The following is a 13335-nucleotide window of genomic DNA, read 5'->3' as shown; positions in this document are numbered from 1 at the left end:
GCAGCAGGGCGGCTGCCAGCCCGATCAGGGCGATCCGGGCCCCTGTCCTCTGAACAAGCCCAAGCCAAGACACCACAAGCCGACCCCTGCTGCGAGCAGCCCCCAGGGTAACGAATGCCCGCCCGGCTGACCAGCGGGCACAACACCGCCCCCATCGAATCGGTGGGTCGGCCGCCGACGCGAGCGTTGCCGGTCGCGGGTTCAGGGGCTGACCCAGTCCTGCGCCTGCCCGGCCGTCATGCCCTGGTGATGGCTCAGGTGGACCCGCCCCCGGAACCAGCGTTCCCAGCCGGCGGCGCGCAGGCGGTCCAGCACGGGGCCCTTGAGCTCGCTGAGGTCCAGGCGCAGGCCCTGGCGCAGCAGGCTCTCGTGCAGCTCGCGCAGCGCCTCCAGGCCGCTGTAGTCGATGCCGTTGACCGGCGACATCTGCAGCACCACGCGCCGCGTGCCCGGGTGCTGGGCGAGTTGGGCCTGGACAACGTCGGCCAGGCTGCGGGCATTGGTGAAGAGCAGGCTCTCATCGATGCGCAGGCCCATCACCTCGGGCAGGACCTCCACTTCGTGGCGATCGACATTGCGGTAGTGTTCCGTGCCGGGCACTCGCCCCACCAGCGCCACGTGGGGGCGCGCGGTGCGTTGCAGCAGCAGGGCGATGGAGCCCAGCACGCCCAGGCCCAGCGCGGCCGCCACGCTGACGTTGAGCACCAGCAGGGTCACGGCCAGCATCAGCAGGCCCTCGGCGCGGGCATAGCGCCAGGCCTCGAGATAGGGCCGCCACTGCAGGCCGGAGAGCACGGCCACGAGGATGGTGGCCGCCAGCACGCTGCGCGGCAGCCAGGCCAGGGCGGGCGCCAGGCTCAGGGCGGCGGTGCCCATCAGCAGGGCCGCCATGACGCTGCTCATGCGGCTGCGGCTGCCGGCGTCGTACAGCAGGGCGCTGCGCGAAAAGCTGCCGGCCACCGGCATGCCTGCGCTGAAGGCCGCGGCCAGGTTGGCGCCGGCCAGGCCCATCAGCTCGCGCCGCGCGTCCACGCGCTCGCCGCGGCGCCGCGCCAGGGCCTCGGCCACCACCAGGCTGCTGACGTAGGCGATCAGAGCGATCAGCAGAGCGCCCGGCAGCAGGGCCAGCCACAGGGCGGGATCCAGCGGTGGCCACTGCAGGTGCGGATGCAGGGCCGGCAGCGCGCCCACCAGGGGCACGCCCAGGCCTTGAGCCTGCACCAGCCAGGCCACGCCCAGGGTCAGCAGCAGGACCACCAGTGGCGCCAGCCGGGCCCAGAGCCCGCGCAGCAGATGCCGGCCCAGCAGCAGCAAGGCCACCGCCGCCAGGCCAAAGCCCAAGGTGGGTGCATGCCAGCGCCAGCCGCTGCCTGCTGCGCTGGCGAGCAGGGCTGGAAGCTCGGAGCCCTGGGCCGGGCTGCCCAGCAGGGCGGGCAGCTGGCTCAGCGCGATGGCCAGCGTGGCACCGGTCTCGAAGCCATGCAGCACGGGCACACTCATCAATGCGGCCAGCGCATCCAGGCGCAGCGCCGCAGCCGCGGCCATCAGCAGGGCCGATTCGGCGGCCAGCACCAGGGCCGCCTGGCTGGCGCTGTAGCCCGCCGGTGCGGCGGACGTGGCCTGCGCCACCATCAGCGCGACGATGGCCACCGGGCCCACGCCCAGGTAGGGGCTGGAGCCCAGCAGGGCATAGGCCAGCAGGGGCAGCAGGCTGGCGTAGATGCCCACCTCGGCAGGCAGTCCGGCCAGCAGGGCATAGGCCAGGCTCTGCGGGATCAGCAGCACGCTGACGACGGCAGCGGCGACCAGGTCTTCCCGCCAGGGGCCTCGGGCGTAGGCGCGCAGCGTCTCCAGCGGCTTCACAGGGCGTCGTTCACAGGGCGTTGAGGGGGATCTTCAGGTAATGGACGCCATTGGACTCGGCCGCGGGCAGCTGGCCGGCGCGCACGTTGACCTGCACGGAGGGCAGCAGCAGCAGGGGCATGGCGAGGTTGCGGTCGCGGGCCTGGCGCAGGGCGATGAAATCGGCCTCGTGGACGCCCTCATGCAGGTGCACGTTGTGGGCGCGCTGCTCGTCCACCGTGGTGATCCAGCAGGGTGGCCGGCTGTCGGGCGGGTAGTCGTGGCACAGATGCAGGCGTGTGTGGCCGGGCAGGCTCAGCAGGCGGCGCACGGAGCGGTAGAGCGTCGCGGCGTCCCCGCCAGGGAAGTCGCAGCGGGCGCTGCCGTAGTCGGGCATGAACAGGGTGTCGCCGATGAAGACGTCATCGCCCACGCGGTAGCTGATGCAGGCCGGGGTGTGGCCGGGCGTGTGCATCACCTCGACCTCCAGGCCGCCGATGGCGAAGCGCTGGCCGTCCTCGAAGAGCTGGTCGAAGGGGCTGCCATCGACGGGGATGCCGGGGTCGTTGAACAGGCGGCGGAAAACCTGCTGGACCTCGGTGATGCGGGCGCCGATGCCGATGCGCCCGCCCACGCGCTGCTGCAGCCAGGGCGCGGCGCTGAGGTGGTCGGCGTGGCAGTGGGTCTCCAGCAGCCAGTCCACCGTCAGCTGCTGCTCGCGCACCCAGGCGACGATGAGCTCGGCGCTGAGCGTGCTGCTGCGGCCGGCCTTGGGGTCATAGTCCAGCACCGGGTCGATGATGGCGCAGCGCCGGCTGTGCGGATCGGCCACCACATGGCTCACCGTGTGGGTGGCCGCGTCGTAGAAGGCGTGAATCTGGGCCTGGATCTGGGGTTGAGGCATGGCGGCTCCTGCAGGGCCCGGGCAGTATAGGTCGGGCCTCTGCGCGCAGGCCCCGCCCTGCCGCTCAAGTGCTGGCCGGGCCCAGCACCTGCAGCAGTTGCACGCGCGAGGAGATGCAGGCGGCGTCGAAGTCGGCCTGGATCTGGGTCAGGGCCTCGGTGTCGTGGGCGTCGATGGTGGCGATGCCGATGGCGCGGTTGCGGCCCTGGGCCTTGGCGGTGTAGAGCACCATGTCGGCCCAGTTGACCGCCTGTTCCCAGTGCAGGGACAGGCCCGTCGGCGGCAGCGGGAAATGCGCGAAGCCGACCGAGACCGTCACATGCAGGGGGCCGTCGGGCGTCTGCACGGTCTCGCCGCCCACGGCGAAGAGGATGCGCTCGGCCATCTGCTGCAGCTGGGCTGGCGGCACGCCGGGGATGAAGACCAGGAACTCCTCGCCGCCCCAGCGTACGACGAGATCCTCTTCGCGCACGGCCTGGCTGATGCGGCGCGACACCTCGCAGATGACCGCATCCCCGGCCGAGTGGCCGTGCTCGTCGTTGACGTGCTTGAAGTGGTCGATGTCCACCATCAGCAGTGCGCCGTTGAAGGTGTTGGCGGCGTGCTGCTCCATCACCGCCATGAAGTGGCGGCGGTTGGCGAGGTTGGTCAGCGGGTCGCGCTCGCTCTGGGCGCGCAGCAGGGCCTCGTTGGCCTTGAGCTGGCGGTTGGCCAGACGCACCTTTTTCAGCATCACCACCAGCAGGGGTAGCAGCAGGGCGGTCAGCAGGGCCAGGGCCATACCCACGCGCTGGGCCAGCACGCTGTTGGAGACCTGGCGGGCCTTGAGCTCGCCGTCGCGCTGCAGCAGGGTCAGCTCGGCGCTCTTGCGGTCGCTGTCGTAGCGCAGCTTGAGCTCCTCCAGCTGGGCCTTGCGGGAGGCTTCCTGCACCTGGCGGCTCTGCTCGCGTTCGGCGACCAGGGCCTTGAGCGCTTCGGCCCATTGGCCGCTCTCGGCCCAGGCATCGGCCAGCTCCTCCAGCTCTTGGCTGCGCACGGCGGCGCCGATCAGATCGGGGCGCATCGCGTCCAGACGCCGGCGCTCCTGGCGGGCCGCATCGAACTGATGCAGCTGGATCAGGGCCACGCTCATGTTGTGGCGCACGGTGCGCTCCATGCGGCGGTCCTGGAATTCCTCCAGCGCGGGCAGGGCCAGGCGGGCCGCGGCCAGGGCGCGCTCGGGCTGGCGGGCGCTCAGGTAGAAGTCGGCGAGGTTGCTGCGTACCACGGCCTCGACACGGCGGGCACCTGCGCTGTGAGCCAGGCTCACAGCTTCCTCAAGCGCGCGCAACTGGGCGCTGCGATCCTTGCGCGCGACGGCGATGCCGCCCTCGTAGACCTTGATGCGGGCCAGGGTCGGCAGGTCGGCCTGGGCGGCCTGCAGGGCCTGTGCCAGATGCTGGCGGCCGGCCTCGACCTGGTCCTGCTGGTGCTCGGCCACGGCCAGGCGGCCGAGGCTCAGGGCCAGCAGTCCCGGCAGCTTGAGCTGGCGGGCCACCGCGACGTGGCGCTCCAGCACCGTGACGGCGCTGGCGCCGGCACCGGTGGCCTCCTGGTTCAGGGCGAGCAGGCGCAGGCCCAGCCAGGTGGCGGTGGCATCGCAGCCCGCCTCCACGCTATCCCGCAGCTCGCTCTCTTTGCGGGACCACTGGCAGGGCGGATGCAGCAACTCCAGCCCCTTGCGCGCCAGCTCGCTGGCGGCCTGGGGATGATCCCGGCGCTCCGCCACCATGGCGCGGATCAGCTGGGCGTGGCCTGGGAAGTCCTGGTCCAGTTGGCGCGCGAGCCCCTCGGCCTCGCCGGCGCCCTGGCCCGAGGTCAGCGCGGCCGCCAGCGCGAGGGTCAGCTCCGCCTGCAGGGGCGCATCCCCCGCGGACTGGGCCTGCTGCACCATCGGTCGCAGCGAGCGTGCGGCCTCCACCGGGTGGTCGTAGGCCAGCAGGGTCAGCAGCAGGGCCTCGCGGCGCAGTTCGGCACGGCTGGAGGGCGCGGCGCTGGCGGGCGCCGGGGCTGCCAGGGGGCCGGTCGCCGGGACGATAGCCGGTCCGGGCGCCGTGCTGGCGGTGCCGGAGGCCAGGGCCAGCAGCAGGGGCAGCAGGCGCTTCATGTGCGGGGCTCCGTCCATTGGGCGGGGCCGGCCTGCGTCGAGAGCCGGACCTTGCCGTCATGCCAGGCGGCTTCCATCTGCTCGGCCAGGCGCAGCAGGCTCTCGCCGTCGCTGGCTTCGGCCCACTGCAGGCCGTAGGCCTTGTTGCGGCCATGGGCCTTGGCCATGTACATGAGGGTATCGACCATGTCGATGGCGCGCTCCCAGTGCAGGGACACGCCGTGCGGCTCGATGGGCAGGCTGGCGAAGCCGATGGAGGCCGTCACCGGCACGGTGTGGCGCTCATGGGTCACGGGCTGGCCGCCGATGGCCTCGAGCAGGCGCTGGCCCATATGCTGGGCGAAGATGGGGTCGCAGGACTTGATCACGATGAGGAATTCCTCGCCGCCCCAGCGCACCACGAGGTCGTCCTCGCGCAGGGCCTGGCGCAGGCGGCGGGAGACCTCCACCAGCACGGTGTCACCGGCGGCATGGCCGTACTGATCGTTGATGCGCTTGAAGTGGTCGATGTCAATCAGGAAGACGCTGCCACGCAGCAGGTCCCGCTCCTCGCGCTGGCGGATGGCGGCCTGGAAGTGGCGGCGGTTGGCCAGGCCGGTCAGCGGGTCGCGCTCGCTCTGCACCTTGAGCCGCTCGTTGGTGCTCTGCAGCGCCAGGTTGGTCCGGCGCACGCGGCGGTAGGCCACCAGCAGCAGCGTGCCGGCCGCCAGCACACAGCCGCCCATCAGCAGCCAAAGGCGGAACTCCAGCTGGCTGGCGCGCAGCTGCTCGTTCTTGAGGCTCATGTCGCGGTTGAGCAGCTCGAACTCGCGGCTGCGGCGGTCTGCCTCCAGGGCCTCCTGCGCCTCCAGCACGGTCTTGCGGAGGTCGTCGCGGTAGAGCTGGCGGCGGAACTGGCGTTCTTTCATGTAGGCCTGGACCGCCTCCTGCGTCAGGCCCACGTCCTGCAGGGCGCGGCCGTACTCCTCGTAAAGGGCGTCCAGCCCGGTCGCCGAGCCGGCGTCGGTGACCAGTTTGAAGCCGGTCTCAACCTCCTGCCGGCCCTGGGCCACCTGCCCGATGTGCATCAGCGCGATGCCCAGGTTGTGGCGCGCCAGCGATTCGGCGAACACGTCCTTGCGCTTCTGCGCCAGTCGCACGGCCTCGGTGGTCAGGGCGACGGCACCGTTCCACTCGCGCTTGCGCAGGAAGTCGTCGGCCCGGTTGGCCAGGGCGTTGGAGATCAGGTCCTCGAGGCCGGTCTCGCGCGCAGCCTCCAGCGCCGCCTGCGAGCTGCGCTCGGTGATGGCGCGGTCGCGGTCCTGGAAAATGGAGCCCCGGCTGACCTCGATGAAGTAGCGCAGCAGCGGGTTCTTGTCGTTGAGGGCGAGCTGCTCGGCCTCCTCCTGCGCCTTGACGGCCTGCTCGAACTGCTCGGCGGCCGCGTAGGTGCCGGCCAGCTGCAGGCGCGCGAAGATGCGGCGCGAGGGCGAAGCAGCGGGCCCGTCCGACAGCTCCAGGACCCGATGGGCGGCGCGCAGGGCGCGGTCGAACTCGCCTTGGTCGGTGAACATGCCGCCCTGCATGCCGTAGAGCGTCAGCAGCAGTCGGGGCGGCTGGCCACTCTCGTCCAGCTTGTCCATGACCGACAGAATCTTCTTGAGCTTCTGGCCCTGGCCCGACAGCGCCGCGCGGCGTGCCTCAATCACGGCCAGGGTCAGGCGCACCGTGGTGGCGACACGCGGGTCCTCGCGGCCCGGCCAATGCTCCAGCTGCTGGCGCAATTCCTCATAACGCTCGGCTTCATCGACCCGCGCCACGACCACCGCGCGCAGCCCCAGCACCTCCAGGCGGGCGGCGCTGCCTGGGGGCAGCTTGGCGGCCATCGCGCGGAGCTCGTCGTCCGTCTGGCGCGGATGCATGCGGATGGTCAGCTCCATCTCGTCCAGCCGGGCCAGCAGTTCGGGCGAGGGCGCATCGTCCCGGGCGCTGCTGTGGCCATCGGGTTGGCAGGCGGCCAGGCCGAGCACGAGGAGACCCATCGCCAGGCCAAGGCGCCAGCGTGGGGGGGCGGAGCGTGAGCGTGTTCTCATCGGCTGGGCGTTGAGCCGATTTAACGCTGAGAGCGGAGCTTGGACGAGGGCCGGCATCGCGTTTTAGTCAAAAAAATACGCAGACATCGACAATCAATGGTGCGGTCGGCGGGGTGCCAGCAGCAGGTTCAGCAGCAGGGCGCCGAAGGTGGCAGTGCCGATGCCGCCCAGGGCGAAGTCGCCCAGGCGCAGGGTGTAGTCCCCCGTGCCGATGATCAGGGTAATGGCCGCCAGCATCAGGTTGCGGTGCTGGCTGAAGTCCACCCGGTTGTCGATCCAGATCTTGGCGCCGGCCACGGCGATCAGGCCGAAGACCACGATGCTCACACCGCCCATCACCGGCAGCGGGATGGTCTGGATCAGGGCGCCGAACTTGGGCGAGAAGCCCAGCACGATGGCCAGCAGGCCGGCTACCACGAAGACGGCGGTGGAGTAGATGCGGTTGGCGGCCATCACGCCGATGTTCTCGGCATAGGTGGTGACGCCCGTGCCGCCGGCGGCGCCGCTGAGCATGGTGGCCAGGCCATCGCCCATGAAGGCGCGGCCCATGTCGCTGTCGATGTCGCGGCCGGTCATCGCGGCCACGGCCTTGAGGTGGCCCAGGTTCTCGGCCACCAGGATCAGGGCCACCGGGGCGATCAACAGCATCGCGCCCGCCTCCAAGCGCGGGCTGGCGAAATGAGGCAGGCCGAACCAGGCGGCTTGCGCCACGCCGCTGAAGTCCATGGGCTTGCCCAGGCCCAGGCCATTGGTCAGCAGGGCATACAGCACGCTGGCGACCAGCAGGCCCGCCAGGATCAGCAGGCGCTGCAGCAGGCCGCGGCTGCGCACGGCGACCAGGGCCACGCTGAGGAAGGTCAGGGCCTGCATCCAGGCATCGAAGGGCGTGGGCGCCATGTTCTTGATGGGCACGCTGGCCAGGTTCAGGCCGATCACGGCCACGATGGCGCCAGTCACCACCGGCGGCATCAGGCGCTCGATCCAGCCGGTGCCCAGCCACTGGACCAGCGCCCCGATCAGGAAGTACAGCGCTCCGCAGGCCACGATGCCGCCCAGAGCCAGGCCGATCTGGGCATTGGCCCCGCTGCCGCCGTATCCGGTGGCGCTGATCACCACGCCGATGAAGGCGAAGCTGGAGCCCAGGAAGCTGGGCACGCGGCCGCCCACCATGAAGAAGAAGATCAGGGTGCCGATGCCGCTCATCAGGATGGCGACATTGGGGTCGAAGCCCATGAGTAGGGGCGCCAGCACGGTGGCACCGAACATGGCCACCACATGCTGCAGGCCCAGGGCGATGGTTTGCGGCCAGGCCAGACGTTCATCCGGGGCGACGGCCTGCCCGTCCAGGGCAGCGACCTCACGCCATTGGGGGATCCAGCTCACAGCGCGCTCCTCTCAGGCTGCTTTTGACTTCTGAAGCTCGGAATTCCCCGGCCCCTTGAGTCAGGGGAGTGTGGCTTCCGGCACCTGTGCGCGCAGTGTAGTGAGCGGGGGCAGGGCCCCGGCTTGGGCTATATCCCTATATGGGGCGACCCCCGCCGCGGAATGTTGCACATTTTGTAACGATTTGCCGGTATTGCGGACGCGGCAATGCCGCGGATATATCGCCAGGGTCCCGGGAGGAGCCGACAGGGTCAGGTCTTGTCGGCTTGAGCCGCCTCGGCCAGCCAGGTGGCCACCTGGCGCTGCACGGCCGCGTCGTCCAGCAGGCGGCGGTGGCCCAGGCCGTCGGTGAGTTGCAGCCTTGCGCGAGGCAGGGCCGCGGCCAGGGCCTCGCTGCAGGCGGCTGGCGCGGCGCGGTCCTGGCGGTCGTGCACCAGCAGCACGGGCAGCTGCAGGTGCTGGCCCAGCCAGGCCGGCTCGAAGCCCGCCAGGCCGGGTCGGGCTCGTGCCTCCAGGGCCTGGCGCAGGCGATCGCGCACGGCCAGCCCCAGGCCGAAGCTGGCCACGAAGCCCTCCAGCAGCATTCGCGGCGGCGCGGAGCAGGCCAGCAGCGCCAGGCGCTGCACCGGCAGGCCGCGGGCCACGCCATGGGCGGCGGCCAGGGCGCCGATGGAATGCGCGGCGATGCCCAGCCAGGGGCCCTGCTCGACCGTCAGAACCTGCAGGGCGCGCTGCCACTGGGCGATGTCGGTCCGCGTGCCGCTGCTGCGGCCATGAGCCGGCCAGTCCAGCACATGGGGCGAGAGGCCCGCATCCCAGCAGGCCTGGGCCAGACCTCGCATCTGCGCAGCCTGGCCGCCCCAGCCGTGCAGCAGCAGCACGCGCGGGCGCTTCGCTCCGTCCGGCCGGTGCCACAGCTGAAGGCGGCGGGTCTCGAAAGGCAGGGTCAGGCCTTGCCAGGGCGCCATCGAGGGGCGGGGCTGCAGCAGGCGTGGCGGCAGGGGGGTGTCGAAGAGGCGCAGGGCCAGTCGCGCCGCCTGCAGGGGCGCGTGACGCTGCAGCAGGTCCAGGCCGGCGCGCAGGCCCTGAAGCACGCGGCCCTGGGCGTAGAAGCGCTCGACGGCAGGGCGGCTTTGATGGGGCGGGTGAGGCTGCTGGATCTGGCTCATGGGCTCACCCCAGAAAGAAGTCGCGGTTGCGGGAGGGAATCGCGCGCCAGAGGCGCAGCAGGCCTCGCCAGCCGCGCCACATGAGGCCGGCCAGCCCGCACAGGGCCAGGATCAGAAGGGGGCTGAACATGGTGTCGGCCTTTCAAAGTATTTCGCACGGTCGTGCGAAGTTTGGGAAAATGAAGCGCAGTGCATGGGGAGCGTCCGGCTCAGGTCCGGGGTGGGCGCAGGCCCTGCATGAGTCGCTGATAGGCGGTCCAGCCGCGCTCGGCGGCCAGCGGATTGCGCAGGAAACGGGTCTCGCGCACGACGGCGGTAAAGACGGCGTCAAGGTCGAAGACCAGCTGCTCGGGGTCGAGGTCCTCCTGCAGATGGCCGCACTCGACGGCTTGCAGCACGCTGCGCCTGAGCACCTGGCGCCAGCGCTTGACGCCGGACAGCAGCATGTCCCGCAGCGGGCCTTCGCGATCATCGAACTCGAAGGCGCCGGCGACGTAGAGGCAGCTGCCGCGGTGACCCGGTTGGCAGGCGCGGGCCAGCCAGGCGCGCATGATGGCGTCCAGGCGCGGCAGGCCGCGGGGCTCGCGCAGGGCGGGCACCAGGATGTCCTGCTGGAAGCGGCGGTCGAATTCGTCCAGCACCGCCTTCTGCAGGGCCTCGCGCGAGCCGATGCGCGAGAACACGCCGCTCTTGGACAGGTTCAGGCGCTTGGCGATCTCGCCGATGGACAGGCTCTCCAACCCTTCCAGCGCGGCCATCTCCAGCGCCACGTCCACGATGGCGGTCTGGGTCAGCTCGCTGCGTTCGGTCTTGGCTTCCATGTCTGCGAATTTAGCACGATCGTGCGAAATTGCAAGCGACCTCACCTCCTCCGGGGTTTTGCGACACTCGGGCCCTCCGTCCTTGCCCCCCGCCCTGCCATGCCTCTCCTGGCCGCCGCCGACTACCAGCCCGCCCTGAAGGCCCTGTTCGACCGCACGGCTGCCGCGCTGCAGGTCCTGCTGCCTGGCGCGCGGGTCGAGCATGTGGGCTCCTCCTCCATTCCCGGCGCCTGTTCCAAGGGGGACCTGGATCTCTGCGTGCTCGTGGCACCGGGGGCGCATGCGCAGGTCGTGGATCTGCTGTGCGGCCAGGGCTTCGAGATCAAGCAGGGCACCCTTCGCACGCCTGAGCTGTGCATGCTGCAGGCGCCACCGGAGTGGGCGCGGGGGCATGACCTGGCCCTGCAGATCGTGGCGCTGGGCTCGACCTTCGAGGACTTCCTGCGCTTTCGCGACGCCCTGCGCCGCGAGCCGGCCCTGGTCGCGGCCTACAACGCCCTCAAGCGGGCGCACTGGGACCAGGGTGAGGACGCTTATCGTGCGGCGAAGGCCCGATTCATTGAATCCGTGCTGGCGCGGCCGGGCGACTGCCTATAGTCCGCCCCGCGCCGACTGTTCGGCGGGATGGATGCCATGAGTGAAGCACAAGCGGTGGCGCCGCGCCAAGACTGGGCGGCCTTCGAGAAGCATGCCGGCGGCGTGGTGCTGGCCCTGCGCGAGCTGGGCCGCGCCGTGGACGCCTCGGGCCTGGACAAGCGCCTCAGCGAGCTGCTCAAGGTGCGTGTGTCCCAGCTCAACGGCTGCGCCTTCTGCCTGCAATACCACCTGAACCTGGGCCGCCAACTGGGCCTGGCTGGCCTGCAGCTGGACCAGCTGGCCTGCTGGCGGGATTCCCCGGCCTTCGCGCCCCGCGAGCGGGCCGCCCTGGCCTGGGCCGAGGTGCTGACGCTCCAGGCGGCGCATCCGGATGCCGAGGCGGCCTATGCCGCGCTGCAGGCGCAGTTCAGCGCCGTTGAGATCGCCAACCTGACGGCCGCCATCGGGCACATCAATGCTTGGAACCGCATCGCGGGCGGGCTGCGCTTCACGCCGCCGGCGCCCTGAGGGGCAGGCCGGGAAGTCAGGCCTGGCGATCAGGTGGGCGGCGCGGGCGGTGCGCCCTCGATGTCGATGAACTCCCACCAATGCAGCCAGAACAGCGGCCGGCGGTAGCCCTGCACCCAGGGCTGGGCGAGGTCGGTGACGTAGCGATGGCCGCGGTATTTGTAGGGCATGTAGGCCGTGGCCAGGCGCTTGCTTTCTTTGAACAGGGCCTGACGCTGCGGACCGTCGGGCAGGCCGCCGGCCTGGTCGAAGAGCCGGTCCATGGCTTCCAGACGGAAGCGAGCGAAGTTGGAGGCACCGATGTGGCCGCTGTGGAAGCTGGCCAGCGCGTCCTGCGCATCGGGCTTGGCGGCAGAGAGGGCCAGGCTCCAGATCATGTAGTGACCGGCACGCAGGGCCTTGAAGTTCTCAGGCCACTTGCCAGTGCGGAACTGCACACGCAGGCCCACGGCGGCGAGGTTCTTCTGCCAGATCTCGTCGATCTGGCGCTGGAAGCCGTCGGGCGTCGTGAGGCTTTCCAGGATCAGCTGGCGGCCGTCCGGGTCCTCGCGCCAGCCGTCGCCGTCACGGTCGCGGTAGCCGTACAGGTCCAGCAGGGCCTTGGCGCGGGCGGGGTCGAAGTCGCCCATCTCGCTCTTATAGTCGGCATCGAAGGCGGTGGTGTGGGGGATGTAGGGTGACTGTGCCGGGATGGCCTGGCCGCGGCGCGCCAGGTTGATCTCGCGCCGGCAGTCGGTGGCCAGGGCGATGGCGCGGCGCAGGGCCACGCGCGACGGCGTGTAGCCGCCCACCACCGGGTCGTCCATGTTGAAGACGGTGAACAGCACGTCGGCCAGCAGGGCGCGGTAGGCCTGGATGCCCTGGCGGGCCAGGTTGGGCGCGAGCCGGCCCTGGGGCAGGGCCTGCTGGATGAAGTCCTCCGGCGTGCGCTCCAGGAAGTCGAACTGCCGGTTGAGGAAGGACAGCCAGCGCGGCTGGTTCTCCTCGATGATGGCCACCTGGACCTGGTCGATCATGGGCAGACGCCGACCCTTGTAACGGGCCAGCAAGGCCTGACCCTCCTTGTCGTCCGGCGCAGGCTGGGCGTTGTAGTAGCGCTCGCGATAGCCCGGGTTGCGGTCCAGGGTGATCAGCGAGCTGCGCCGCCAGGCGCTCAGCACGAAGGGGCCGGTGCCCACCGGGTGCTCCATGGCCTGGCCCGGGTAGGCCTCGATCACTTCGCGGGCCACGGCGCCATAGGTGTCGATCTGGGCAAAGACCTCCATGAGCCGCGGCCGCGTCTCCTTCAGGCGCAGCTGCAGGGTGTAGCGGTCCAGGGCGCGCAGGCCCTCGATGGGCTTGTCGTAATCGAAGGCCGCCTTGCTCTTGAGCAGGGCGGCGCGGTACTCGGCCAGGCCCAGGATGCTCAGCTCCTCCACCTCCGACCAGGAGGGTGATGCCACCTCCGGATCGGCGAAGCGCTTCCAGCTGTAGACGAAGTCCTCGGCCACCAGTTCGCGGCGCTGGCCTTTGAAGGCGGGGTCGGCGGCGAAGTAGATGCCCGGGCGCACCCGCATGGTCCAGACCCGGAAGTCCTCGCTGACCTCGGGCATGCCCTCGGCCACCAGGGGCTTGAGGCGGGCCGGACGGGCCAGGTGGTCGTAGGTGTACAGGCCCTCGAAGATGTGGGCCGTAATGATGCGGGAGTAGATGTCGCTGATGCGGGCCGGGTCGAAGCCGGTCTCGGCGATGCGGAAGGCGTAGCGCAGGACCTTGGGCGGTGCGGCGCTGTTGGCGGCGGCATCGGCGGCCGGGGCGCCGATGCCCAGGCTGGCCAGGCTGCCCAGGGCCAGGAGTTCTCGGCGGGAGGGGCCGCCCGCTGGGGCGCGGAATGTCATGGGCGCAGTGTCGCGGA

At 70.8% G+C, this 13335-nt stretch carries 11 protein-coding genes; 2 read left to right on the top strand and 9 right to left on the bottom strand.

Annotated elements, in window-relative coordinates; all coding sequences use genetic code 11:
- Positions 1-201: 201 nt before the first annotated feature.
- The 8 genes from H5407_RS00490 to H5407_RS00460 form a co-directional block, all read right to left on the bottom strand.
- On the bottom strand, positions 202-1863 hold the full coding sequence (locus H5407_RS00490; protein WP_183102450.1) for a SulP family inorganic anion transporter: 1662 nt from the start codon (positions 1861-1863) through the stop codon (positions 202-204).
- A 10-nt stretch (positions 1864-1873) separates the two neighbouring features.
- A complete protein-coding gene (locus H5407_RS00485) occupies positions 1874-2731 on the bottom strand; it encodes an MBL fold metallo-hydrolase (protein WP_404935571.1) in 858 nt (285 codons plus the stop codon).
- Between the two features lie 79 nt (positions 2732-2810).
- Positions 2811-4892 (bottom strand): diguanylate cyclase, encoded by a 2082-nt coding sequence (locus H5407_RS00480; protein ID WP_183102448.1) that lies wholly within the window; start codon positions 4890-4892, stop codon positions 2811-2813.
- On the bottom strand, positions 4889-6913 hold the full coding sequence (locus tag H5407_RS00475; RefSeq protein WP_183102447.1) for a diguanylate cyclase: 2025 nt from the start codon (positions 6911-6913) through the stop codon (positions 4889-4891). Before H5407_RS00475 ends, H5407_RS00480 begins: the two co-directional genes overlap by 4 nt.
- Positions 6914-7057: 144 nt before the next feature.
- The gene (locus H5407_RS00470; RefSeq protein WP_183102446.1) at positions 7058-8347 is read right to left on the bottom strand and encodes a solute carrier family 23 protein; all 1290 of its coding nucleotides are present in this window, start codon (positions 8345-8347) and stop codon (positions 7058-7060) included.
- 251 nt (positions 8348-8598) lie between these two features.
- Positions 8599-9516, bottom strand: a complete 918-nt coding sequence (locus H5407_RS00465) for an alpha/beta hydrolase (RefSeq protein WP_183102445.1) — start codon at positions 9514-9516, stop codon at positions 8599-8601.
- Positions 9517-9520: 4 nt separating this feature from the next.
- Complete coding sequence (locus H5407_RS24085) at positions 9521-9646, bottom strand: hypothetical protein (protein WP_255500990.1); 126 nt, start codon at positions 9644-9646, stop codon at positions 9521-9523.
- A gap of 79 nt (positions 9647-9725) precedes the next feature.
- Complete coding sequence (locus H5407_RS00460; protein WP_183102444.1) at positions 9726-10337, bottom strand: TetR/AcrR family transcriptional regulator; 612 nt, start codon at positions 10335-10337, stop codon at positions 9726-9728.
- Positions 10338-10436: 99 nt separating this feature from the next.
- Here H5407_RS00460 and H5407_RS00455 point away from each other — a divergent pair, with 99 nt between their 5' ends.
- A complete protein-coding gene (locus H5407_RS00455; RefSeq protein WP_183102443.1) occupies positions 10437-10934 on the top strand; it encodes a GrpB family protein in 498 nt (165 codons plus the stop codon).
- Positions 10935-10970: 36 nt separating this feature from the next.
- Positions 10971-11441: a carboxymuconolactone decarboxylase family protein gene (locus tag H5407_RS00450; RefSeq protein ID WP_183102442.1), complete on the top strand. Its 471-nt coding sequence runs from the start codon at positions 10971-10973 to the stop codon at positions 11439-11441.
- Between the two features lie 29 nt (positions 11442-11470).
- Here the strand turns inward: H5407_RS00450 and H5407_RS00445 are convergent, their stop codons facing one another.
- Entirely contained in the window at positions 11471-13318 is a 1848-nt protein-coding gene (locus H5407_RS00445) for an ABC transporter substrate-binding protein (RefSeq protein ID WP_183102441.1), read from the bottom strand.
- Between the last annotated feature and the right edge of the window lie 17 nt (positions 13319-13335).

This window comes from Mitsuaria sp. WAJ17 (assembly GCF_014174515.1).
In the GTDB taxonomy this organism is placed as follows: Bacteria; Pseudomonadota; Gammaproteobacteria; order Burkholderiales; family Burkholderiaceae_C; genus Roseateles_B.
Note: the sequence above shows the minus strand (reverse complement) of the source record. Positions and strands in the feature narration are given on the sequence as shown.